We start from the raw sequence: 20,385 nt of genomic DNA, 5'->3' as shown, positions 1-20,385 counted from the left end.
ATGAATGCCGGGAGCTCTTCTATAAATAACACAACTGCCTTTTAACTTATGCCTGCGCCTCATACAGCTGGACAATCTCGATAATCGTCTGGACGGCCAGTACCATATTGTCGGCGGACACGTATTCATATCGTCCGTGATAGTTTTCCCCGCCCGTAAAAATGTTCGGTGTCGGCAGGCCCATATACGACAGTTGGGAACCGTCGGTCCCCCCGCGGATCGGTTCGATGATCGGCTTGATTCCCAGCTTCTCCATCGCGGTCTGCGCGATGTCGACCACTTCTTTGACCGGCTCGATTTTCTCCCGCATATTGTAATATTGGTCTTTCATCTGAAGCACGATCCGCTCGGCTCCATACTTGTCCTGAAGCTCTTCGACGATGGAAGCCAGCTTGGCTTTCCTGCCTTCGAACAGCTCCCGGTCATGGTCGCGGATAATATAACGAAGCTCGGTCACCTCCACATCGCCTTCGATGGAAGTGAGATGAAAGAAGCCTTCATACCCCTCGGTATGTTCAGGCGCTTCTTCCGCAGGGAGCATGCCGTTCAGCTCCATGGCGATTTTCGCCGCGTTGACCATTTTTCCCTTGGCCGTTCCGGGATGGACGTTCTTGCCTTTGCAAGTCACGAGCGCGGCCGCCGCATTAAAGCTTTCGTATTGCAGCTCTCCCAGCGGCCCCCCGTCCATCGTATACGCGTATTTGGCGCCAAAGGCCTCCACGTCGAATTTATGCGGTCCTCGACCGATCTCTTCGTCGGGCGTGAAGGCCACGCGGATTTTGCCGTGCTTCAGCTCCGGATGCTGGATCAGGTAATTCATCGCCGTCATGATCTCTGCAATGCCCGCTTTATCGTCGGCGCCCAGCAGCGTTGTGCCGTCCGTTGTCACAAGCGTATGTCCTTTGTAACCGCTCAGCTCCGGAAAATCGCGCGGGGAGAGGATCACGTTCTGCGCTTGATTCAAAACGATGTCTTGTCCGTCATATTGTTCGACGATCCGCGGTTTGACGCCGGCACCCGTAAAATCGGTCGCCGTATCGATATGTGCCAAAAAGCCGATGGTCGGGACGGGTTTATCCGTGTTAGCCGGAAGCGTGGCCATCACATAGCCGTTCTCATCCATGGTGACCTCCTGCATGCCGATGCCCTTCAGCTCGTCCACCAGCAGCCGGCCCAGCGTCAGCTGCCCCGGGGTAGAAGGGCAAGTGTGGCTGTTCTCGTCGGATTGCGTATCCATCTGCGCATAGGTAATGAGTCTGTCGATTACTTCTTTTTTCATAAATTCTCAACTCCAATACGTATGGTATGTAAGGTGCACCTCTCAAATCCATCAAGAGTATACCATATTTGCCTGCGCTCAAAAAAATAACCGCTCCCCGAAAACCAGGGGAACGGTCAGGCTATGGCCAAAATGAAACGTTGATTTATTCAAAAGCCGGCAGCGCGATCTCGGAATAGTTCTCCTCGAAGAATTTCTTCACTTCGGGGCTGGTCATCGCCTGGGCGAGCTTTTGAATCGGCTCGGAATCCACGTTATCCTTGCGGGCCACCAGCGTAATGGTGAAATCGGAGTCGTTGCCCTCGGTTACCAGGGCGTCCTTCTTAGGCGTCAGTCCCAACGGTTTGGCATAGGCCGGCGTCATGGCCACCATATCGACGTCGTCGAGGGTGCGGGCCAGCATCAGCAGATCCACCTCGGTGAACTTGTATTGATGCGGGTTCTCGACGATGTCGGCCTGCGTCGCTTGGATGCCGACGCCTTCCTTCAGCTTGATCAGACCGTTCTTCTCAAACATCACCAGGGATCGGCCGATGTTGGAAGGATCGTTGGGAATCGCTATCGTTGCGCCGTCCGGAAGCTCTTCGATGATTTTGTATTTTTTGGAGTACGCGCCGAAAACGGCATTATAGATCGGCGTGACCGGAACCAGTTCCGACCCGTTGTTCGCATTGTACTCTTCCATGTACGGTACATGCTGGAAGAAATTCGCATCCACCTCTTTATGGGCAAGCGCATTGTTCGGCTGCACATTATCGGACAGAATCCGGATGTCCAAATTGATGCCCTCTTCCTTCAGCATCGGCTTCACCAGCTCAAGCACTTCCGTCATCGGCGGAATGAGCGTTGCGACCTTCAGCGTCACTTCTTCTTTCGCTTCGGGCGCCGCGCTCTCCGGGGCTTCGTCCTTGGCCGGCTGCTGTCCGCAGCCCGCAAGCGCAAGCATGAGGATCAGCAGAAGCAGCGATAATTTCTTATTCATTTTAGGTTACCTCCAGGTAAAAAATAATCTGTGCAAGCATGTTCAAAACCGCAATTATACTTTTCTTTTGTCCAGCAGCCTGGAAGCCAGGTTCCCGCCGAACTGGATCGATTGTACCAGAATGATCATGATGATGATCGTAAACGTCATGATCTCTTCCTCGAATCGCTGGTACCCGTAGCGGATAGCGAAATCCCCGACGCCGCCCCCGCCCACGATCCCCATGACCGTGGAGTACGAAATAAAACTGATCGTGGAGGTTGTCAGTCCGAGCGCAAGACCCGACCTGGCCTCCACATACAGGAACTTGAATATCATCTGGATCGTGGAGGCCCCCATGGAAGAGGCGGCCTCCATCACTTCCTTCGGCACCTCCAGCAGGGATTGCTCAACCAATCTGGAGTAGTAGGCAACCGCTACGACGGATAGCGGCACGGCAGCGGCCACCGTGCCGAGCGATGTACCGACAATCCACCTTGTGACCGGAATCATGGCAACGACAAGCAGCAGAAACGGAAATGACCGTATAACGTTGACCAGAGCATTCAGAATGGAGAACAATAGCCGGTTCTCATACTGCTGTCCTTTTCGGCACAGAAATAGCAGTGTTCCGACCGGAAGACCCAGTATTATAGCGGCAGCAATCGAAATGCCCACCATAATGAACGTCTCGCCGATCGCCCGCCATATTTCATGCTGATACTGGAGGACATAGGCCAAATAATCGTTCACGTATTGAATGATGTCATTCATAGAAGCCCAGTCCCCCCGTTTCTTCAGCACCGTTAGTTGGAGTTCCGGTACCTCGAGGCACCTCTCCATCCTGTTGGCGATTACGGTACGTTCGGGTCAAGCGGCCGTCCTCCATCACGGACACATGGTCGCAAATGCCGTTCACCACGTCCATTTCGTGCGAGACGATGACGATCGTAACCCCCAGCGTCCGGTTAATATGTCTTAACACATCCAGAATATCCGCCGTCGTCCGCGGATCCAGGGAAGACGTCGGCTCATCGCACAGCAAGACGGTCGGCGAATTGGCCAAAGCTCTGGCAATCGCTACCCGCTGCTTCTGGCCGCCGCTAAGCTGAGCAGGATATGACTTCGCTTTATCCTCCAGCCCGACAAAGCGCAGGACCTCCTGAACGCGCTCCGCACGGGCAGACTTCGGTACCTTTGCCAGCTCAAGCGGCAGGGACACGTTGCCCCATACCGTCCGGTTGCTGACCAGTTGGAACAGCTGAAAGATCATGCCGATGGACCTTCTTGCCTCCCGAAGCTCCCTGCCGCCAAGGGCGGTCAGCTCCCGTCCATTCACCGAGACTATGCCGGCGTCCGGTCTCTCCAGTACGTTCATGATGCGCAGCAGCGTCGATTTACCGGCTCCGCTGGCGCCGATGATCCCGTGTATGCTGCCCTCTTCAATATCGAGAGAGACGGCATCGATTGCCAGGTAACGGTCCGCGCCGTTGCCATAGCTTTTACTGACCTCTTGCAGCGAGATCATCCTAAAATCCCCCTCCTTGCCACATGAAGAAAGCCCGCGTGGCGATACCGCCTGCGAGCACATGATGCTGCAACAACAATTGAATCATACCATAATTTTAGACAAAATGTGACACCCCTTGCCCACTGCCAGAAAGTGCATGCTCTCAAGATAGATAAAGCTGATGTCCATACATGCCCGTTAAGCGTTCAACCGCCTTATCCAGCAAACCTTCCTCAAAACCCTCAAGGCCTTCGATGGCTTGAATTTTCTCCGCAGCCGGCATCTCCTTCTGAAGATGCAAACTCCAGTTCACGATCGCCTGCACCGCATCTTCATGCTCAAACTGGCCGTAATAGATATGCGCTTTGTACAGATAGCTTTCGGCATGCTCCGGCACCACCTTCAGCACCTCGTCAAATGCAGCCAATGCCGCATCTTCGTCCTGATCCTTGTAATAAATCTGCCCCAGCCTGAAATATGCCCCGGGGTGACCCGGCGAAAGCTCCAGCACTTGCAGCGTATCCTCCTTCGCGCGCGCGTAGTCTCCCATCGAATAATAAATTCCGCTTCGCAGGCTGTACAGGCTTCCCTGCCCCGGGTTCAAGCTGAGCCCCTGAGCGCAGTCCGCCAGTCCCCGCTCGAGCTGGCCGGTCTCCACGAAGCAAACGGCGCGGAATTCATAGAATCGCGGATTGGACGGATGCGCTTGAATCGCCTGGGAATACGCATCGATGGCAAGATCCCACATGCCCATCTCCTTGTAAATATGACCGCTGGCCGCCAGGTACGTCGGGTGCTCGGAGAAGGCTTCCTCCTGCTTAACCGCTTCCTGCAGCTCCAGCAGCGCTTCCTCGTTGCGTCCTTGAAGATAGAGCACGTAGCTGAGCTTGTTGCGGATCTCGGTCCCGTCCTGGAGCGCGGCCGCTTCCTTCAAAGCCTGCTCCGCAGACGGCAGATCGTTCATCTCCATATAAATATCGGCACGCTGCACATAATTGGGCGCGTCATCATGCTCAAGCTTAAGCAGCTTGTCATTGATCGCCAGCGCCTCCTCCTGGCGACCCAGCCGGTAGTAGCAGTCGGCCATCCAGTAGCAAGCCAGCGGGGAATCCGGCTGTCTCGCATACAGCTTCGAAATCAGCTCGAAGGCTTCCTCTTCCCGGGCATCCTCGCGGTAGATACGGGCCAAATCGAAATAAGCGCGGTAATCGTCCGGTTCCGCCTCGATCGCCCACTCCAAATCGGCTTTGGCCGCAGCTTTGCTGCCGGACCGGTTCAAGACCTCCGCCCTCTTTAAGTAAAGTTCGTACGTATCCGGATACCGTTCAATGGCCTCCGACAGATAGTGCTCGGCCTGCCCCAAATCCCCCAGCTGCACGTACAGATCCGCCATCGGCTTCCGGAAGGAATACGCCTCGCGCGCTTGCCGCTGAAACGTCTGGAATGCGCCATAGCTGTAGTTGGTGCTTCCCGCGAACAGCGCATATCCGCCATCCGCTTCTGCTTCATACCGGTCAGCCAGCTGGATTCCCTCCTGCAGGACGCCCACGGCTTCCTGCACATGATCCATCAGATCCAGCGACACCGACAGCATGTAGTAATACATCGGAATGGCGCGCTCCGGCTTCTGGATGCTTAAACGAAAATAGCGCGCCGCTTCCGCCGGATTCCCGCTCTCGTAATAAGCCATGCCCAGTTCATAGTAGGTTGAAATTACCGTGCTGTCGTCCTCCCGCTTGATGCTTTCCTTCAGATCCCGGATCGCCTCGTCGTACTGGTTCAAATCCTTGTGCGCAATGCCCCGGGTATACCAATTCATATAATTGTCCGCATTCAATCGAATCGCTTCATCCAAATCCTCGATGGCCTCGCGCTCCCGGTTCAGCTCGCGCAGAATATGGGCGCGCCGCTCGTACGCGCGATGGCTGCCGCTCGTTTCGATCACGCGTCCCAGATAAGCCACGGCCTCATCCGAATAGCCGCTGTTGTGCAGCAGTTCCGCATAGTGCAGCTTGTCATTAAAACTTGTAATGGCGCTCTCGCCTTTTCTCATATATTTAAGGGCTTGCTCAAAATCCCGCTTCTTCCTGTAATGGTTACCGATACGGAACCAGATCCGCTTCATCAACTTCATGGTGGCTCATCCTTTGTATGTAGATGTTATTCTTGGGTTTCTAGGGCTCGCATGATTAGAGCCGGGGCAGCTTTCGCCTTATCTCTATATTATACTTCCTCTATGTCCATTTGCACCCAAATTAAAGAGGAACCTCCTGCAGGCTCCTCTTTCGGTGTGTATCCTATTATATTGTATAAAGATACCAAAAATGTGCAATCCAAAATATTACTTCCGATTATTTAGTGAAATATTCCTCCGTTTTCTGCCAACTGGTTTTTCCGGCATGGTATGCAGCCATGCCTAGCGAAATTCCCCAGACCAGAAAGAGCGCATACCAGAAGTATCCCCACGCCGCCATGGGGCTTGCATCTTGAGCAGCGTGCATCGGGGCCGACTGAACGCGTCCAACCGCTAACAGATACTGCAGGGCGAAATAGATAAATCCCCATAATGACAACAACACCGAACCGGCTGTTGCCGGAACAACTAACATCCATTTCGGCAGTCGTCTCCCCCAAGGCCTGGCGAAAGCAAGCGCGAAGACGGCAGCCAACATAGCGATGGTTCCCATTCCCCAGTAGCCGATCGCATGCGACCAAAAATCATCCGGCGTCTCCTGGAAATCCCCGGGGAATGCAAACCCGAAGCCAAGCCCCCACCAATAATGGGGAAGGGCATACAGCACAGCAGCAATGCAGGCAACAACCCCCGCTTTTTTCATTCTTGATTCATTCATTTCATCACCTCAAGCTCATCATACCTATCTAAAGAGAGCATTAAGTTGACTCGGAGTTTAAGTTTCGTTTAAATTTCCGCCCAAACCATAGCTGAGGTTCGGCTAAGAATGGACTTCACTTCCCATTGCAAGTTCATTTCCTTTGTCTGAATAAGCGAGCGACCCACATTCATGAGCACACCCGGTATCCGACCCCCCGGATCGTTTCTATAATTTGAGGAGAGCTTGAATCGATCTCGATCTTCTCCCGTAAATGGCGAATATGCACCATAAGCGATTTGTCGCCATGAATATACGGTTCCCTCCATACGGCCTCGTAGATTTGCTTTTGGGTCAATATTTGATTCAAATGATCGATTAAATACATGAAAATGTGAAATTGCTTGCCCGTAAGAACGATTTCATCCATCGTTTCCGTATTTAATATACGGTTCGTTCTCCGGTCAATATTTAAATGCTTCACCTGGAGGTTATCCGAAGCCATTGAACCAGAACGTCTTAACAGCACCTGAATGCGTGCAGCCAGTTCGTCGGGATGAAACGGCTTGGTCATGTAATCGTCGGCAAAGGATAGCCCTTGCAGTTTATCCTCCATTGACGTTCTGGCAGTCAGCATTAAGATCGGTACATCCGGACGGCGCTGCTTGAACCGCTGTCCGATCGTATAGCCATCCAATCCTGGGATCATGATGTCCAGTATGACCAGGCTGCACTTTTCAAAAGATTCCATAGCATCATGGCCTGAAGTCCTCCAGATCACTTTATAGCCAAGTTCGATTAAAAAATCTTTGGACCAAGCGCCGATCTCCTTATCGTCTTCTATGTATAAAATAGTAAAACTCATCGTCTATGTTTGACTCCTTATGAGGGATATACTGGTAGTTTAGCATATTGGAGTGAAACGAGGGCTCCTATTTGAAGCCCTCTCTTGATTTAGTCAGTATACCTTATGAATCACGTCTTCAAAATCGGGATCTTCCATATCGATATCATCCAGCTCGCCCCAGCGGCCCAGCTCTTTAAAAATATCAAGCGTGTTCATCTCGCGGCGGTTCACCTCAATCGTGACGGTGTTATCCAGAGAACCTGTCACGCGGATCGGGACGGAAAGATTGCCTTCCCCCTGAAACTGCTCAGGGATAACAAAAGGTCCGCGGAAGGTCACGGTGATGACCGTAGGCAGCCCGATCGTCTCGCGCAGGGACTTCACCGTTCCATCATAGGAAAGCTCGCCGTTGTTAATGACCATTACGCGATTGCAGAGCTGTTCGATATCGTCCATGTCATGCGTCGTGAGCAGGATGGTCTTGCCGAATTGCTCGTTGACCAGCTTGAGAAAATGGCGGATGTTCCGCTTGGCGTTCACGTCCAGGCCGATCGTCGGCTCATCCAGGAACAGCACGTCCGGATCATGCAGCATCGCGGCCGCGAGGTCTGCGCGCATGCGCTGCCCGAGCGACAGCTTGCGCACAGGCGTTTCCCAGAACGCCCGTAAATCCAGAAGTTCGGCAAACTGTCCGAGTCTGCGCTCCTTGTCCGCCTGATCCACGCAGTACATTTTCGCCAAAATATCGTAGGAATCCTTCACCGGCAAGTCCCACCACAGCTGGCTGCGCTGACCGAATACGACGCCCAGATTGTTCACGACGCTGCGCCGTTCCTTGTGCGGATTCAAACCTCCGATCGATACGCGGCCCGAGGTCGGGTGGAGAATGCCGGTCAGCATTTTGATCGTTGTGGATTTGCCGGCGCCGTTCGGACCGATGTAACCGACGAATTCCCCCGGCTCCACTTGAAAGCTGATCCCCTTCACGGCTTCCTTCGTCCGGTATTCTCTCGTAAACAGGGTTCGCAGACCGGAGAAGCGCCCCTCCTTCACGACCGGCGTTTTGAACTCCTTGCGTATGTTGCTCACTTCAATCATGGACGCATTCCTCCTTTAGCTCCCTGTACTTTGATATTTCGTCAAACCAAACTGCCAGAACCTCAGGCTTAAACCGAGACATAACAGGGCCGCTCCAGCCAACGCAGGCAGCACCCAGGCTCCGAGCTCGCCCCGCAGTATGTATAGCGATGGGACATAATTGACCAAACCGACCGGGACCACGATCAGCAGGATCGACGACATCCATTTGGGATACAGCGTGAGCGGATACTGGGCCGCCGTCCGGGCTGCGTCCTCCGTCAGGTTCTGAAGCTCGGTGATCCGGGTCGTCCAAAAACCGAAGGTTGCGGTCGCAAGGCCGATCGAGAACAGGATGACGGCACCCGTGACGATAATGTACAGCGATTGCGGCACCGCGCTCCATCCCACCTGACCTGCCGCCATCATGCCATGCAGCGACCACCAGAGCAGAAAGCCGCCCTCCAGCACTTCGCCCAGCATGATTCGGAATTTCTGCGGCATGAGCGCCAGCAGCACCGGCATGGGGCGGGTCAGCAGCTGGTCAAGCTCCCCGTTGACCAGATATCTCTCAAGATGATGCACTTCATCCGCAAGCGTCCGGTAGAGCGTCTTCGACAGCGTCATGACGGCAAACAAATACCCGATTTCATGCATGGACCAGCCCTGAATGGCTCCGAACTTGTAGAGGACGATGGCGACCATGAGAAACTCGGAAATTTGGATCAATGCGGCAAGAAACGAAGCCAGGATGAAATTGAATTTGTACTGCATGCGGCTTTTGATGCTCGTACGGATCAGCAGCGCATACAGGGATAGCCAGGATCTCGCGGTCATCCTCCCTGCACCTCCACTTTCCGCCTTAGGAATCCGGTAGCCAGCAGGCTTGCCAGCGTCAGCAGCACGCTCCATGACAACGTGCCCCACAGATGGGAAACGTCATCGAAGCCCAGATAGATCCGGGTCGGCACATAGAGCAGATACGGATACGGCGACCACCAGGCAATCGCCTGAAGCCAGCCCGGCAACCATTCGATGGGAATGAAGAAACCGGCTAGGAGATTGATCATCGCGTGGTTGCCCCAATACAACCAAGACGATTCCGTTGTCCATAATGCCGATGCGCCGATGAGATAGTTGATGCAAATCGATAAGTAGGCGGCGCCTGCGAGCGCAATGGCAACGTAGAGGAAGGTGACTGCTTTTCCAGGCAGCTGCAGCGAGAATGCAAAATAATACACCAGGTAAATCGGGATTGTTTTGTAAACGAATTGGTAGGCGATTTGACCCCATTCCTTGGCCATCAAATGACTGAACAAATGAACGGGACGCATCAAATCCAGGGAAATATGGCCGGTTCGCACGGCTTGGGGGATGCCGAGGCCATTCGTGACGAAACTGGAAACCCAGAGCGCGGATTGCGTAAAGGCGATGTAGCCGACCATTCCCTGCGTTCCGTAATCTCCGAGCGCGTAATCGGCGCCGAGTCCGAGCCAGATACAGGCATACATGAAGCCGAACATCGCACTGGCGACATTGTGCACCATGTGGGCGCCGCGGTACTGCAAATTGCGGGCATAGGCTTTGGAAGCCAATGTGAAATAAAGCATGAAGCACCTCCGATAAGCATTTTAGATGGCGGACCCATCCACTTCAGACAAGGCGAAAATGAGAGAAGGACAATAGCATACCAGAACGTTCCATTTCAGGCAAGGATTTTTTCGCAAGGGATATCAAGTGAATATCAGGCGGAAGTTCCGGCGTTAAAAAGAAGCCTTCTTCTCCCTAAGCCGGTTGAGAACAAACGTCAAGGGCGTGCGAAGACCTCATCGTCATGAAGAGTAACCAACGGGCGTGGCAATCTACTTCTCCCTGTTCTTTGGTCTAAAAAACGGTATGAAGGGAATGCTCGGCTTATGTAGAAGGGAGGCGGCCGGACAGAAAAAAGACGTGATTTGTCAGATCACGTCTTTATGCTTCATCGGCTCCTGAAACTCGCCGAAATAGTCTACCAGGAATGACTGGAACTCCGTTGCGGCCTTGGACAAGTAGCGCCGCTCCAGCCAAGCTATGGTAAAGGTGCGGTAGCAGGAAGGCTTCTCGATGCGCACCATCGCGTACGGGGGCATGTCGTCCCCTTTGCATCCGGGTACAAATGCGGCTCCAAGCCCGGCCGATACGAGGCTGGACAATGCCGCCGGCTCATCGACTTCACATACGACTTCCCGGCTGATCCCGGCCAATCGGCAAAACTCTTCGTTCATTTTACGAAACGGATGGCCTGCCTTGTACTCGATGAAGGCCTCCCCCGCCACCTCCTGAAGGGAAATGCGGGACCGTCCCGCCAATCGATGGCCGTGAGGCACCGCCAGGAACACCTCCGCATGGAGGACCGGAATCTCCCGAATGTGGTCTTCGTCCAGGGCCGCCGCGGTAAAGCACAGATCGATTTCTCCGTTTTCCAGCATCTGCACCATCTCCATCGTGGAGTCGGGCGGAATCTGAATGATGCGAAAATTCACGTCAGGATATCGCGCGCGGAAAGCGCCCAGGGCTTTGGACAGCCGGGGCAATGCCGTCGTTGCTATGCGGATGCTCCCCCGCTCCATGCCTGCCAAATCGGACACTTCCCTCCTGCCTTCCTCTAGGGCCGATAACGCCGTATCGACGCTTTTCAGAAAAGCCTTCCCGAATGAATTGAGCTTAATTTGCCGGCTCTGCCGATCAAACAGAGGCACCCCCAAATCTTCCTCCAGGCGGGCAATCGTCTTGCTGAGCGCAGGCTGGGCAATGCGAAGTTCCTTCGCGGCCTTGGTCATATGCTCCATTCGGGCCACCGTCTGAAAATAATGCAGCTGAAGCAGTTCCATGGGGTTCTTCCTCCTTTATTGATATCCTTGAGTATATGAATGCATGTCATAATATATATTTTTATTTATTAACTATCGATTGTAGAATAAATCGTAACCAAAGGAAAGGGGGAAATCACATGAACGAACATCAACAACCGCAACAGCCGCCGGCTGAAAAATTAATACGCATTCTGGCGTTTACGATGATTCTCTCGTCGATGAGCGCAACCATGTTTAATATCGTGCTTCCGGAAATCAGCCAGGAATTCCGGCTTTCCTTCGCCCAGGTCAGCTGGGTATCGTCGATTTACATGCTCATCTATGCCATAGGCTCCGTCCTGTACGGAAAATTGGCCGACACCTATAAACTCAAAAATCTGGTCACCTTCGGATTGCTTCTCTTCTTTGTCGGTTCCATCACGGGCTTGGCCGCACAGGCCTACTGGATGGTGCTGCTGGGACGGATCCTTCAGGCAGCGGGGGCAGCCGTCATTCCGGCAATCGCCATGATCATTCCGGTCCGTTACTTCCCTGCGGAAAACCGGGGCCGCGCACTCGGCATAACGGCGACCGGGCTCGCTATCGGCAACGCGGTCGGGCCAGTGGTTTCCGCATTGGTCGTTAGCACGTTCCATTGGAGATGGCTCTTTTTCATTCCGCTGCTCATCCTGGTCACCCTCCCTCTCTATCGCAAATATCTGGGCAATGAACAGGGCGAGGGCGCACGGATCGATTGGCTCGGCGGCGGCCTTCTGGCCGGAACGGTCGCGCTGCTGCTCCTCTCGGTGACCCAAGGCGGCTGGATATTCGGTTTAGGCAGCCTGATCCTGTTCCTTGCGTTCCTTCTGCGCATTCGTTCGGCTAAAGCGCCTTTTGTCCAGCCCCGTTTATTCCGCAACCCAAGCTATACAGTCGGACTTGTCCTCGGCATGTTCATCATGAGCGTCGGGTATGCGCTGCCCTTTCTTACTCCGCAGCTGCTGTCGGATTTGAACGGTCTGGCTCCGGGATGGATCGGATTTGTCATGGTGCCCGGTGCCGTCGTCACGGCCATGCTCGGCGGAAGAGGCGGCAAGCTCGCGGATACCAAGGGAACCCGCTATTTATTCTATACGGCTTCCACCCTGCTGCTGCTGTGCTTTGCCCTGTTGTCCACCTTTGCTGGCGTATCGCCGCTCCTGATTGCACTGTTCCTGATCTTCGGCAACGTCGGTATCATGTTTATGCAAATCTCGCTCTCCAAGACGATTTCCTTATCGCTGCCCAAAGAGCAAACCGGCGTCGGCATGGGACTGTTCTCCCTGCTTAACTTCCTGTCCGGCGCGATTGCCACCGGGGTTTACGGCAAAGCCGTCGACCTTGGCGCCGGCTCCCGCTGGAACCCGCTGAACATGGTACAGGGAGCATCGACCTACAGCAACATCTATATCGTCTTGGTGGCGTTGCAAGCAGGAATCCTTCTGCTGTTTATGCTGCAATTTGGCAGGACTGCACAGCATAAGCTGCAGGTTCAAACCACCGGATCCAAATAAGGAACGGCAGCCAATGCGGGGTCGTTTGATGAAAACATGCCTGCCCATCCGACTATGATCGGGGCTATTCGCATACAGGCTGCGCAGATCTGAATCCGCGCATGCCGACAAAAAAACCACCGGAGCAACGCTTGGCTGTAAGCCGCTCCGGTGGTTTTGATGATGTCCTGATGCCTCTAATTTGTTAAATACGATGACGATGCTATGGATACTTATGGTACCTGCCTATACCTGGTAACCCTTATACGTCCAAACGCGGCTGCGGGCAGAGAAGAACATGCGCTTCTTCCTCTTGGTGCCACTCTAAGGTTACATGGCGGCGCGCTTCAGCTGTCCATGATATAAGTCGCTGTAGAACCCTCCCTGCTTCAGCAGCTCATCATGGGAGCCCTGCTCCAGCAGGCGTCCGTCTTTCAGCACCAGGATGCGGTCGGCGGAGCGGATGGTATTCAGACGATGGGCTATCACGAAGCTCGTCCTGCCTTTCATCAATCGCTGCAGCCCTTCCTGGATCTTGATCTCCGTTACGGTATCGATGCTGCTTGTCGCTTCATCCAGCACCAGCATGGAGGGGTTGGCCAGAATCGCCCTTGCGATCGCAAGCAGCTGCTTCTGCCCTTGGCTGATGCCGCTGCCGTCAGGCTTGAGCATTTTGTCATAACCGTCCTTCATGCGCACGATGAACGAGTGGGCGTTAGCCAATTTTGCGGCTTCCTCCACTTCTTCGTCGGTCGCATCCAGCCGGCCGAAACGGATATTCTCACGGATGGTGCCCTGAAACAGGAACGAATCCTGAAGCACGAAAGCCATCTGCGAACGCAGGCTTTCCCTGCGGATCGAAGAAATGTCCCGGCCGTCCAGGGTAATGCTTCCGCTGTCCGGATCGTAGAACCTGGAGAGAAGCTGGATCAAGGTGGTTTTTCCCGCACCGGTCGGACCGACCAGCGCAATCATCTCGCCGGGCTTTGCTTCAAAGCTGATGCCTTCCAGGGTGTCCCCGTCTTTATCGTAAGAGAACGAGACTTTGTCGAACTTGACCGCCCCCTCTACGCTCTTCAGCGTGACGGCCGCTCCTTCATCCTTCGCTTCCACCTCTTCGTCCAGCACTTCGAATACGCGTTCCGCACCTGCAATGGCGGAGAGCAGCGTATTCCATTGGTTCGCCAGATCGTTCAGCGGTCTCGTAAACTGCCGCGCGTAACTTTCGAATATAATGATGACGCCGATCGTAATATGGCCCTGAATCGCCAGAATGCCGCCAATGCCTGCTACGATCGCAAAGCTCAAATTGTTGAGCCCGTTCATCAGCTTCGGAATGAAGCCCGATATGCTCTGCGCCCAGAAGCCCGATAGACGAATCCGTTGATTGCGCTCATCGAATTCGCGGACCACCCGTTCCTCCTGGGAAAAAGCCTTGATGATTCGCTGCCCGGACAGCGTTTCTTCAATGTAACCGTTCAGATCCCCCAGATTGCGCTGACGCTCTTTAAACAGCGGGCCGGTTCGGCGGGTAATCCAACGCATCCCCATCATCATCAGGGGCACGACCAGGAACGTCAGCAGCGTAAGCAGCGGGCTAAGCCATAACATGACGGTTAACGTGCCGATTAAGGTCAGCACGCTCGAGAAGATTTGAATGGCCGAGCTGTTGAGCGTCGAGCTCACGTTCTCGATGTCATTCGTCAGACGGCTCATGATTTCGCCCTGCTGGCGCTTGCCGTAGAACGGAATCGGCAGCCGGTGCAGATGCGTGAACAGATCCATCCGCATCCGGTACACGGTCTCTTGGGCGATGCCGATCATCCAGACGTTGTGCAGCCAGGTGGTTAAGGCCTGGAGGACATATACGACGGCCAGGCCAACCAGAAAGTACAGCCAGGCGGAATCGATGGAGCTGTCGGGATTTCTTACATCATCCAGAAATTTGTCCACCCCGACGCCGAGCAGATAGGGACCCAGCAGCGCCAGGCCCGAGCTGAACATCACCATCAGCAGCACGAGCGCGAGTTTCCCTTTGCGCCGGGCAAGATAGGTCCATATCCTGGAGAGGGTGCCCGACCAGTTTTTGGCCTTGGCTTTCGGCTTGCCGCCACGGCTGCCGCCATCCTTGTTCTTGTCAAGATCCAGCTTCGGTTTCGGGTGACGAAACGGTTCAGTGAATGCCTTGAGCATGATGCTGCGCCTCCTCTCCATACTGGGATTCATAGATGCGTCGATACAGAGCGGAGCTTTTCATTAAAGCGTCATGATTCCCTTTTCCGATCAAACGCCCGTCATCCAGCAGCAAAATCAAATCCGCCGAAGTGGTCGAGCTGATCTTCTGCGTAATCAAAAACGTCGTGCAGGATAAATCCTTGAGGGCATCCAGCAGGGCGCCTTCCGTTCGGACGTCAAGAGCGCTGGTGCTGTCGTCCAGAATGAGGATGGCGGGCTTTCGCACGAGCGCCCGCGCAATCGACAGGCGCTGCTTCTGTCCGCCGGACAAATTGACCCCGCGCTGGCCCAGCATCGTGTCATACCCGTTAGGCAGATGCTCAATGGTCTCATGAATCTGAGCTCGGCGAGCCGCCTCCTGAATTTCTTCCATCGTTGCATCCTCGCGTCCCCAAGCAATATTCTCCCGCACCGTCCCGGAGAAGAGCAGCACTTCCTGCGGCACATAGCCGATGCTGCTGCGCAGGTTCACCTCATCGATCGACGCGGCGTCCACGCCGTCTACGAGCACGGTCCCCTTCTCTTCCTCGTAAAGCCGCGGAATCAGCTGGACCAGCGAGGATTTGCCGGAACCCGTGGCTCCCATGATGGCGATGCGCTCACCGGGCTTCGCTTCAAAGGAAATATCCGTCAGGACGTCGATGTCGCTGCCCGGATAACTGAAGCTCACTTGCTCGAATTTGACGCCCCCCTGAATATCCACTTTTCCGGCTTGGTCCTTGTTTACGCCTGCCGCCGTATCCTCCGTGCCCAGCACCTCCTGCGCACGCTGGGCGGAAGCCCGTCCGCGGGAAAAGGCAACGACGACCCATGACAGGGCGGACATGGCGCCGATGCAGCGCAGGGAGTAGTTGACGACGGCGACCACCTCGCCGACGCTGGCACTGCCGGACGCAATATCTTTGCGGCCGAACCACAGGACCGCCATGATCCCGGCGTTCATAACGAGGAGAATAAACGGCATCGTGGTCTCCGTTAATCGCAAGGTCGAGACGGTGGTGCTCATCAGCTTGCCGGAAGTGCGGGCAAAGCGTTCAATCTCATGACCCATGCGCACGAATACGCGGATCAAGCGAATCCCGGTCAGATTCTCCTGGATGACGCCGTTCACCGCATCCAGCCGCTGCTGGACGCTGCGGAACGCATCGGCAGCCCGCTTCATGATCCAAGCGATGAAAATAAACAATACGGGCACGGTCAGCACAAGCAGCAAGCCCAGCTTCACATTCACGACCAGTGCCATGATAATGCTGCCGAGCACCACCAGCGGAACGCGCGTCATGAACCGCAAGCCCATGAACACCGTGTCCTGAATCTGGGTGACGTCACCCGTAAGCCTGGTAATCAACGATGAAGTGGCGAACCGGTTAAATATCGAATAAGAGAATGACTGCACCTTGTCATACATTTGATCGCGAAGATCATAACCGAGCCCCTGACTCGTATGCGCCGCAAAAAAAGAGCTGGATATCCCGGCGATGAAGGCTATAATAGCGCTTCCAGTCAAAACGGCTCCCCACATCCATACGACGGACATGTCCTGCTTCTGTATGCCGTCGTCGATGATTTTGGAGATAAGCAGCGGCTGAATCAGCTCGACGGTGAGCTCGATCAGCATCATGGCAAGTGCCGCAATCGCTGCAACGCGGTACTTTTTCAAGATCGAGAAGACAATTCCCATATGCATTCCTCCGAGTGTCGAAGACCCTTATCCTATTTCTTACATCATTTACCCACAGGTCTTCATGTAGTAGCAATATTAGTTCGTACATTGGCTGGATATGTCTATTATAATATATTTTCTCCTAGATCTTGCCGGCGGATGAAAATTATCGCCGGAAATCGCATTCCATTACCTCTTCACGCTGGCGCAACATAAAAACCAGGATGAACAGGCAGCGAAAAAGAGAGCCCGTTCACAAGGATCGTCTCCCGCGAAAATGGCTCTCTTGCCGAACTATATGTTATTCCACGGACTTCAGCGCTTCGATCATGTCGATCCGCTTCAGCTTGTAATGCATGGAAGCCATGACGATGGCCGAGAACAGCAGCGTCAGCAGCGCCGCGTAGCCATAACTGATTTCATGGATGGTGGGACTGAACATCATCGCATCCACTTCTGCGGTCAGGAGCACGAACCGATGCAGGAAAATGCCTGCCAGATTGCCCGCTATGATCCCGAGCACGGTCAGGATCATGTTTTCGCGATAAATGTACATGGTTACTTCCTTGTCGTAGAAGCCAAGCACCTTAATCGTCGACAGCTCGCGTATCCGTTCGGATACGTTGATATTCGTCAGATTGTACAGCACGACAAACGCGAGGGCCGCAGCGGACACAATGAGGACGACCACCACGACGTTCATGCTGTCCATCGTATCGCTGAAGGCGTCGCTCACGCCGCTCGTGAAACTCACCATGGCGACCCGTTCGCTTGCGGTTAGCGATTCCCCGAGCCGATCCTCCCAGCCCGGATCCTTACGGTCATAAGTCAATAGCTGGCTGTTCGCTTCGGGCGCTGCGTCAAAAATGTCTTCGTAGTATTTCGGCGTCATGTACACGTAGTGCAAGGCATAGTTCTCCGTAATCCCCGCCACGCGCATTTCAAAGGGTTCATTATCGCTGTTCTGAACCGTGAATGTGCTGCCAATGCCGAGATCGAACAGCTTGGCCAGCTTCTCGGTAATGATCGCGCCGTCATCCGTCAGCGACAGCGTCTGCTCCTGTTCGCGGGGCTTCAGCACGATAAACGAATCGATCTTCTCCGGCGATTGCGGCACGAACAAATTCACATCCTGGCCGTTCACGCCGGGGGCCGCCGCGGTCATCGCCTCCTGGGTCACGTTCAGGATTCCCGTAATCTCCGGAACTCCCGCTAGGCGCTTGTTATAGTCCTCCAGCCCGCCGCTCTCGCCGTTATCTTCTTGGAATACCACGGTCGCCTGGTGCTGCATGATTTTGCCGTATTGCATCGGCGCGATATCCCCGATGGAGTCCTTAAGACCGAAACCGGTCAGAATGAGGGCCGTGCACCCGGCCACGCCGCAGACCGTCATGAACATCCGCTGCTTGTAGCGGAAGAGATTTCGCGCGGTTACTTTTCCAATAAAGCCGAGCCGGTTCCACACCCATGGCACTCGCTCCAGCCATATGCGGGATCCGTTTTTGGGCGCCCTTGGACGCATCAGGACCGAGGCGTTGCTTCGAAGCTCCACCCGCACGGCCACATAAGCCGTCATGGTGGTACAGAGCACAGCCACGACAACCGAGACGATGCTATAGCTGAGATAGAAGCTGGTTCTTACATCGGGCAGATTATACAAAGCGCCGTAAGCATCATAGATGATGGCGGGAAACAGGGTAAAGCCGACGGCCAGTCCGGCAGCCGATGCGGCAACGCTCGCCAGCGTCGAATAGACCAGAAACTTTTTCATCACGTCCCGGTCGCTGTAACCGAGGGCTTTCAGGGTTCCGATCTGCAGCCGCTGCTCCTCAACCATCCGGGTCATCGTCGTCAGACTGACGAGGGCCGCGATCAGGAAAAAGAAAACCGGGAACGCGGTCGCAATGGAAGATAAGCGGTCCGCGTTATCGCTGTACTCGGTATATCCCGGGTTGACGCTGCGGTCCATGACATAGACCTTGGGAAGCTCAAGCTGATCCAGCTCCTTCCGGCCCTCGGCCACTTCCTTCTCGCCGTCGGCGATCTCCCGCATAGCCTTTGCTTTTTCCTCTTTGAATTTCTCCTGACCTTCCCGGTAGTCCGCCTGTCCTTGGGCAAGCTCCGCTTTCGCATTCGCGAGCTTGGCTTCCCCCTCCCGTCTGGCGGCTGCAAGCTCTTCGGTTCCTTGCTTCAACGAAGCCTCGCCCTGCGCGAGCTGACGCTCGGCTTCCCGAAGCTTAGCCTGCCCGTCCTTCAGCTCTGCTTCGCTTGCATCCAGCTTCTGCTCAGCCTGATCCAGCTGCAGCGAAGCCTCGCCCAGGCCACGCTGGAACGCGGAAGCCGCCTGTCGCAAAGCAGCGCCGTCCAATGCGCCGTCCATGAAGCCGCCGACGGCGACCGCTAGTTTCGGATCGGCTGACTGAGCTGCCGAGAGCAGCTCTTGCCTCTGCTCGTCAGGAATGACCTCCGGGTCCAAGCCGGAGATTTGCTGCAGCGCCTTCGCCAATTGCTGTCCTTGTGCCAGCTTCGGCGCAAGTTCCGCCTTTTGCTGATCCAATTGGCTCTGACCCGTCTTGAGCTGATTCCGGCCCTGTTCCAGCTTCTGCTGATTGCGTTTCAGTTCCGCTCTGCCTTGCGAAAGTTCTTTTTCCGCCGCATCGAGTTTAGCCTGCCCTTGGGCCAGCTCGGCCTGAAGCTTGTTCACCCCATCGCGGTACGCTTGCTCGCCTTCATTCAGCTTGAGCCTCGCATCCGTTAACTCCTGCTCCGCATCGGCAAGCTGCCTCTTGGCATCCTCGATTTTGTGCGTCGCCTCGTCCAGCTTCTTCTGACCTTCTGCACGGATTTCCGCCAGCCGCTCCTGCGGCATGGCCTCCAGCGCCAGTTCAACCGCTTCTTTGTGCCGGCTGATTTTCTCGTCATACTCGGCTGTATAAGGAGCAGGTTCCGCCGTGTCATGAAAGGTCAAGTAGACTTCCGTATAAACAGGCAGTTTAAAATCCTTCTCCGGAATAACGGCAAATACATCCGCCGTTCCTTTGCCGATACCGCTCGTTCCCCGGCTCATGCTGCTTATGAACAGCGGGCTTTTCGCTCTTCCAACGACTGTATACGTCAGATGATCAAACGTTTCCCCCAAATCCACTTCCTGATCCGGATTGGTAAAGGTGACCTGATCCCCTATTTTAAATTCGTTTCCTCTCTCTCCTGCATCGATGACGATTTCGCCTGCTGCCTCTGGCATTCGCCCCTCTGTAAGCACATATTGATTCAGATTATTTCCTGGGTCATAGGAGAGCACCTTCGCGATCCGCCCGCTGTCGCCGAGAAATACGTCCGCGCCGTAGCCCGGTTGAACCGCATCCACGCCGGCAACCCGTTTCAGCTTTTCAATATCGCTTGGTTCGAGACCCAAGGTCGATTGAACCTTAAGGTCCATCAGTTTTAAATCCTTATAGTAGTGATCCGCCGTATCCAGCATATCAGGCCCGGTGGCCTTGATCCCCGCGAAAAAGCCAACGCCGAGCATAATAATCGCAAAAATGGACAGAAACCGTGCCTTTGTCCGCGATATTTCCCGGAAAATATCAGTCCATAACGCTTTCTTCCTCATCATCGA

General features: G+C 54.6%; 15 protein-coding genes. 1 reads left to right on the top strand and 14 read right to left on the bottom strand.

The features are described from left to right. Positions 1-46: 46 nt before the first annotated feature. The 11 genes from pepT to P0X86_RS07305 form a co-directional block, all read right to left on the bottom strand. A complete protein-coding gene (gene pepT / locus P0X86_RS07355) occupies positions 47-1,279 on the bottom strand; it encodes a peptidase T (RefSeq protein ID WP_213580483.1) in 1,233 nt (410 codons plus the stop codon). 145 nt (positions 1,280-1,424) lie between these two features. After that, on the bottom strand, positions 1,425-2,261 hold the full coding sequence (locus tag P0X86_RS07350) for a MetQ/NlpA family ABC transporter substrate-binding protein (protein ID WP_277748232.1): 837 nt from the start codon (positions 2,259-2,261) through the stop codon (positions 1,425-1,427). Positions 2,262-2,315: 54 nt separating this feature from the next. Continuing rightward, positions 2,316-3,014 (bottom strand): methionine ABC transporter permease, encoded by a 699-nt coding sequence (locus tag P0X86_RS07345; protein ID WP_015733860.1) that lies wholly within the window; start codon positions 3,012-3,014, stop codon positions 2,316-2,318. Then, complete coding sequence (locus tag P0X86_RS07340) at positions 3,007-3,768, bottom strand: methionine ABC transporter ATP-binding protein (RefSeq protein WP_096775265.1); 762 nt, start codon at positions 3,766-3,768, stop codon at positions 3,007-3,009. The genes P0X86_RS07345 and P0X86_RS07340 overlap by 8 nt, the downstream gene beginning before the upstream one ends. A 145-nt stretch (positions 3,769-3,913) precedes the next feature. Beyond that, the gene (locus P0X86_RS07335) at positions 3,914-5,884 is read right to left on the bottom strand and encodes a tetratricopeptide repeat protein (protein WP_096775264.1); all 1,971 of its coding nucleotides are present in this window, start codon (positions 5,882-5,884) and stop codon (positions 3,914-3,916) included. A 217-nt stretch (positions 5,885-6,101) separates the two neighbouring features. Continuing rightward, positions 6,102-6,602 (bottom strand): DUF3995 domain-containing protein, encoded by a 501-nt coding sequence (locus tag P0X86_RS07330; RefSeq protein WP_213580481.1) that lies wholly within the window; start codon positions 6,600-6,602, stop codon positions 6,102-6,104. 169 nt (positions 6,603-6,771) lie between these two features. After that, the gene (locus P0X86_RS07325) at positions 6,772-7,446 is read right to left on the bottom strand and encodes a response regulator transcription factor (RefSeq protein ID WP_213580480.1); all 675 of its coding nucleotides are present in this window, start codon (positions 7,444-7,446) and stop codon (positions 6,772-6,774) included. A 93-nt stretch (positions 7,447-7,539) separates the two neighbouring features. Then, positions 7,540-8,526, bottom strand: a complete 987-nt coding sequence (locus tag P0X86_RS07320; protein ID WP_277748231.1) for an ABC transporter ATP-binding protein — start codon at positions 8,524-8,526, stop codon at positions 7,540-7,542. A 15-nt stretch (positions 8,527-8,541) separates the two neighbouring features. Next, complete coding sequence (locus P0X86_RS07315) at positions 8,542-9,342, bottom strand: ABC transporter permease (RefSeq protein ID WP_277748230.1); 801 nt, start codon at positions 9,340-9,342, stop codon at positions 8,542-8,544. After that, positions 9,339-10,115: an ABC transporter permease gene (locus P0X86_RS07310; protein ID WP_277748229.1), complete on the bottom strand. Its 777-nt coding sequence runs from the start codon at positions 10,113-10,115 to the stop codon at positions 9,339-9,341. The genes P0X86_RS07315 and P0X86_RS07310 overlap by 4 nt, the downstream gene beginning before the upstream one ends. Positions 10,116-10,463: 348 nt before the next feature. Next, positions 10,464-11,375, bottom strand: a complete 912-nt coding sequence (locus P0X86_RS07305) for a LysR family transcriptional regulator (RefSeq protein WP_192569434.1) — start codon at positions 11,373-11,375, stop codon at positions 10,464-10,466. A gap of 119 nt (positions 11,376-11,494) precedes the next feature. Between P0X86_RS07305 and P0X86_RS07300 the strand changes: the two genes are divergently transcribed. Next, positions 11,495-12,889, top strand: a complete 1,395-nt coding sequence (locus P0X86_RS07300; protein WP_213580478.1) for an MFS transporter — start codon at positions 11,495-11,497, stop codon at positions 12,887-12,889. Positions 12,890-13,198: 309 nt separating this feature from the next. On the opposite strand, the gene P0X86_RS07295 is transcribed toward P0X86_RS07300, so the two are convergent. The 3 genes from P0X86_RS07295 to P0X86_RS07285 form a co-directional block, all read right to left on the bottom strand. After that, the gene (locus P0X86_RS07295; RefSeq protein WP_096775256.1) at positions 13,199-15,061 is read right to left on the bottom strand and encodes an ABC transporter ATP-binding protein; all 1,863 of its coding nucleotides are present in this window, start codon (positions 15,059-15,061) and stop codon (positions 13,199-13,201) included. Further along, on the bottom strand, positions 15,042-16,784 hold the full coding sequence (locus tag P0X86_RS07290) for an ABC transporter ATP-binding protein (protein ID WP_277748228.1): 1,743 nt from the start codon (positions 16,782-16,784) through the stop codon (positions 15,042-15,044). The genes P0X86_RS07295 and P0X86_RS07290 overlap by 20 nt, the downstream gene beginning before the upstream one ends. Before the next feature lie 283 nt (positions 16,785-17,067). Then, a complete protein-coding gene (locus tag P0X86_RS07285; RefSeq protein WP_277748227.1) occupies positions 17,068-20,382 on the bottom strand; it encodes an FtsX-like permease family protein in 3,315 nt (1,104 codons plus the stop codon). Positions 20,383-20,385 lie beyond the last annotated feature (3 nt).

It is taken from the genome of Paenibacillus sp. BR1-192, from assembly GCF_029542445.1.
In the GTDB taxonomy this organism is placed as follows: domain Bacteria; phylum Bacillota; class Bacilli; order Paenibacillales; family Paenibacillaceae; genus Paenibacillus_AQ; species Paenibacillus_AQ lautus_A.
This window is presented reverse-complemented; position numbering and strand designations above follow the sequence as displayed.

Excerpts from the sequence above, each read along its gene's own strand:
- pepT (WP_213580483.1), bottom strand. The coding sequence starts at position 1,279 with ATGAAAAAAGAAGTAATCGACAGACTCATTACCTATGCGCAGATGGAT.
- P0X86_RS07350 (WP_277748232.1), bottom strand. The coding sequence starts at position 2,261 with ATGAATAAGAAATTATCGCTGCTTCTGCTGATCCTCATGCTTGCGCTT.
- P0X86_RS07345 (WP_015733860.1), bottom strand. The coding sequence starts at position 3,014 with ATGAATGACATCATTCAATACGTGAACGATTATTTGGCCTATGTCCTC.
- P0X86_RS07340 (WP_096775265.1), bottom strand. The coding sequence starts at position 3,768 with ATGATCTCGCTGCAAGAGGTCAGTAAAAGCTATGGCAACGGCGCGGAC.
- P0X86_RS07335 (WP_096775264.1), bottom strand. The coding sequence starts at position 5,884 with ATGAAGTTGATGAAGCGGATCTGGTTCCGTATCGGTAACCATTACAGG.
- P0X86_RS07330 (WP_213580481.1), bottom strand. The coding sequence starts at position 6,602 with ATGAATGAATCAAGAATGAAAAAAGCGGGGGTTGTTGCCTGCATTGCT.
- P0X86_RS07325 (WP_213580480.1), bottom strand. The coding sequence starts at position 7,446 with ATGAGTTTTACTATTTTATACATAGAAGACGATAAGGAGATCGGCGCT.
- P0X86_RS07320 (WP_277748231.1), bottom strand. The coding sequence starts at position 8,526 with ATGATTGAAGTGAGCAACATACGCAAGGAGTTCAAAACGCCGGTCGTG.
- P0X86_RS07315 (WP_277748230.1), bottom strand. The coding sequence starts at position 9,342 with ATGACCGCGAGATCCTGGCTATCCCTGTATGCGCTGCTGATCCGTACG.
- P0X86_RS07310 (WP_277748229.1), bottom strand. The coding sequence starts at position 10,115 with ATGCTTTATTTCACATTGGCTTCCAAAGCCTATGCCCGCAATTTGCAG.
- P0X86_RS07305 (WP_192569434.1), bottom strand. The coding sequence starts at position 11,375 with ATGGAACTGCTTCAGCTGCATTATTTTCAGACGGTGGCCCGAATGGAG.
- P0X86_RS07300 (WP_213580478.1), top strand. The coding sequence starts at position 11,495 with ATGAACGAACATCAACAACCGCAACAGCCGCCGGCTGAAAAATTAATA.
- P0X86_RS07295 (WP_096775256.1), bottom strand. The coding sequence starts at position 15,061 with ATGCTCAAGGCATTCACTGAACCGTTTCGTCACCCGAAACCGAAGCTG.
- P0X86_RS07290 (WP_277748228.1), bottom strand. The coding sequence starts at position 16,784 with ATGGGAATTGTCTTCTCGATCTTGAAAAAGTACCGCGTTGCAGCGATT.
- P0X86_RS07285 (WP_277748227.1), bottom strand. The coding sequence starts at position 20,382 with ATGATGAGGAAGAAAGCGTTATGGACTGATATTTTCCGGGAAATATCG.